The sequence below is a fragment of the Agarivorans sp. genome, from assembly GCF_050295395.1.
Lineage (GTDB): Bacteria > Pseudomonadota > Gammaproteobacteria > Enterobacterales > Celerinatantimonadaceae > Agarivorans.
The window spans coordinates 1-3,144 of record NZ_JBNKPP010000051.1; the positions used below are offsets into that span (position 1 = coordinate 1).

Annotated in this window: 4 protein-coding genes; 2 read left to right on the forward strand and 2 right to left on the reverse strand. The window is 43.7% G+C overall.

Annotated features, from left to right (window positions below; translation table 11 throughout):
- The coding region (dnaX, locus tag ACQY6Q_RS03100; RefSeq protein WP_427977751.1) for a DNA polymerase III subunit gamma/tau at nucleotides 1-539 on the reverse strand (539 nt) is incomplete at its 3' end.
- A 14-nt stretch (nucleotides 540-553) separates the two neighbouring features.
- Nucleotides 554-1,099 (reverse strand): adenine phosphoribosyltransferase, encoded by a 546-nt coding sequence (gene apt / locus ACQY6Q_RS03105; protein ID WP_427977754.1) that lies wholly within the window; start codon nucleotides 1,097-1,099, stop codon nucleotides 554-556.
- Nucleotides 1,100-1,525: 426 nt separating this feature from the next.
- Between apt and ACQY6Q_RS03110 the strand changes: the two genes are divergently transcribed.
- Both ACQY6Q_RS03110 and ACQY6Q_RS03115 read left to right on the forward strand, forming a co-directional pair.
- Nucleotides 1,526-2,461: a tRNA-dihydrouridine synthase gene (locus tag ACQY6Q_RS03110; protein WP_427977757.1), complete on the forward strand. Its 936-nt coding sequence runs from the start codon at nucleotides 1,526-1,528 to the stop codon at nucleotides 2,459-2,461.
- A 154-nt stretch (nucleotides 2,462-2,615) separates the two neighbouring features.
- Nucleotides 2,616-2,990, forward strand: coding sequence for a TraR/DksA family transcriptional regulator (locus ACQY6Q_RS03115; protein ID WP_427977760.1), 375 nt, complete (start codon nucleotides 2,616-2,618; stop codon nucleotides 2,988-2,990).
- The last annotated feature ends 154 nt before the right edge of the window (nucleotides 2,991-3,144 follow it).

Below are 3,144 nucleotides of genomic sequence, written 5' to 3' on the forward strand. Positions count from 1 at the left end.
TCACTTAAGGCTTTTAATTGAAACTGTAAGCAACGAGATAATACCGTGACTGGCAATTTTTGAGGATCAGTGGTCGCCAGCAAGAACTTGACATGCTCAGGTGGCTCTTCCAGTGTTTTTAGCAAGGCGTTAAAGCTGTGACGAGACAACATATGAACTTCATCAATCAGATAGACTTTGTAGCGCCCTTTAGCTGGGCTGTACTGCACGTTATCTAATAACTCGCGAGTATCCTCTACCTTGGTGCGCGAAGCCGCGTCAATTTCCAACAAGTCAACAAAGTTGCCTTGATCTACCTCTATACAATTGGAGCATTGTCCGCAGGGCTGTGAAGAAACGCCTTGCTCACAATTAAGACTTTTAGCAAACAAACGAGCGATAGTGGTTTTCCCCACGCCACGTGTGCCACTAAACAAATAGGCATGATGCAGTCGCTGTTGATCGAGTGAATTTATCAAACCTGCCAAAACATGCTGTTGAGCAACAACTTGTTGAAACGTTCTAGGTCGCCATTTTCTTGCCAGGGCTTGATAATTCATCAAATGTCTTTGTCCTATTCGCCTTCAAACTCAACCAAACTGGTTGACTCCACACCCAAAGTGGTGAGTTTTTTCGTTCCCGGTAAGTCTACCAAATTAATAACGAAAGCCGCATAGTTAATCTCACCACCTAACTGACGAATTAGTTTAACTGAGGCCTCAGCAGTGCCGCCAGTAGCAATTAGGTCGTCTACCAATAACACTTTATCGCCAGCTTGAATGGCATCGGTGTGGATTTCTAAGGTATCCATGCCGTATTCCAACTCATAACTTTCGCTAATTACCTCACGTGGCAACTTGCCAGGCTTACGCACAGGAACAAAGCCAACACCTAAAGCTACCGCCAACGGCGCGCCAAAAATAAAGCCTCTCGCTTCGGTTCCAACCACCTTGGTGATACCCAGATTATCAAAGCGTTGCTGCCACTCGTGAATCACCAAGGCGAAAGCCTTCGGGTCTTCAATTAAACTGGTCACATCCCTGAATAAAATACCTTCCTTGGGATAATTAGGGATAGTTTTAATGGCGTTCTTTATATAGTCGAGATTTAAGCTGCTCATATCGCTTCCATTGTGCAAAAAAAACGCCCAATGATCATGGGCGCTATTTGTAATCCTTAATTATCTCAATTTGCAGCCGTAAAGCAAACCGCTGCTGTTGATAAATTGAAGATGAAATTAAGAGAAGATTTGCAGTAGAGACAAGCTCATAGGTAGGGTAGGCAATAGCAAAGCCACAACAAAACCAAGGAAATACAAAACGTTATAACTTTCTTTAAAATCGTGTTCCATCGGGGAAAGGTCCTAATAGTAAATTAATTCAAGTTTGATCTAGATCAATTATACGCTAGAGTCTTGCCGACAAACACCTACAACTTATGTGCTTATTATAAAAATAAAGACCGCCAATAATTAATCATAATCCACTAGCAGAGTGCCCCACAAACCGTTAGAATAGCGACCTTTTTGACTAGGTGAAGGTAAGACATGCGCGTTGTTTTAGCTCCAATGGAGGGTGTTGCCGATGCCTCAATGCGCCAACTGCTATCCAGTTGCGGCGGCTACGATTGGTGTGTCACCGAATTCATCCGCGTCACCACGGTCTGCCTGCCGGATAAAGTCTTCTATAAATATTGTCCGGAATTACTGCAACAAGGCTTGATTAACGGACATACTCCTGTGCGAGTGCAGTTGCTGGGCCAACATCCTCAACCCATGGCAGAAAATGCGCTTAGAGCCATTGAATTGGGCTCTCATGGGCTTGACCTTAATTTTGGCTGCCCAAGCAATTCCGTCACCGGCAGTTGCGGTGGCGCCTCAATGTTAAAGGCTCCTCAATCAATCTTTGATGTTGTCAAGGCGGTGCGTCAAGCTGTGCCTCAACAGCACATTGTTTCGGCCAAAATACGCTTGGGTTGGGAAAACAAAGACGACTGTTTTTCAATTGTTCAGGCTGTACAAGAAGCAGGCGCAGACGAACTGACTATTCATGCTAGAACCAAGTTAGACGGTTACAAAGCGCCCGCCCATTGGCATTACATAAATAAAGTGAAACAGCACTTCAGTATTCCTATTATTGCCAACGGCGAAGTTTGGGACAGAGCAAGCTATTTACAGTGTCAGCAAGCCAGCGGCTGTGATGATGTAATGATTGGCCGAGGTGCCCTGACTATTCCTAACCTTGCGCAAGTGGTTCGTGGCCAGCAAACACCTTTACTGTGGCAGCAAGTTGTTGAGTTACTGATTGCTTATTCAGAGCATGAAATCACTAGCGAAAAATCAAAATACTACCAAAGTCGGGTTAAACAATGGTTACGCTATTTGTCAGCTTTTTATCCAGAGGCAGACCAGCTCTTCCGCCAAATTAGAGTACTCAAAGATACCCCATCAATCGTACAGGTGATTCGCCAGCAATCGTCTTAAAACCAAACAACAGTTTGAATACACTGTATTAGATCAACAAATACTCAATAAAGCTAAGCACCTAGTTATTTAGAGTTTAGCTTTGATTCACATCATATCTCCCACCTTGAGCTCCTGTTTATACTCGTATCTCATTTTTTAATTGGGCTAAAATGTGGAAACAAGAGATTATCAGCTGCGTCTTACGCAGCAATTTGAGCAGTTAAAGTTTGAAATAATCTCATTTTTGACTGCTTCAAATAATGCAAGCTTAACGCTAGCCGCAGAAAAGCTTCAGCTGTTGAATAATGAGCAACTCATTGATGAGCTCGTTAATTTGGAGGTCGGAGAGTTAAAAGCTCAGTTAAAACAAATGCAACGCATTAGCGCGGCTCTGTGTCAAATTGACCTTGGCTTATATGGCTTGTGCAGTGATTGTGAGGAAAACATCGAACTCGAGCGCTTAAACAACGACCCAAGCACTCAACGCTGCCAACGTTGTAGCGACAAGCATCGACTCTCCAAACGCAGTGACAGCTTCGCACTTTAAGCAAACAATATAAAAGGCCACTCAACTGAGTGGCCTTTTTACTTTAAGCTGTTTGAAACTAGCGTTTGTGCGCTTAGAAATTGTAACGAATACCAACAGCTAGGCGGTTGTCGTCTGTTGTCGCACCAGCTACAGATTTGGTTGTTTTATCTTG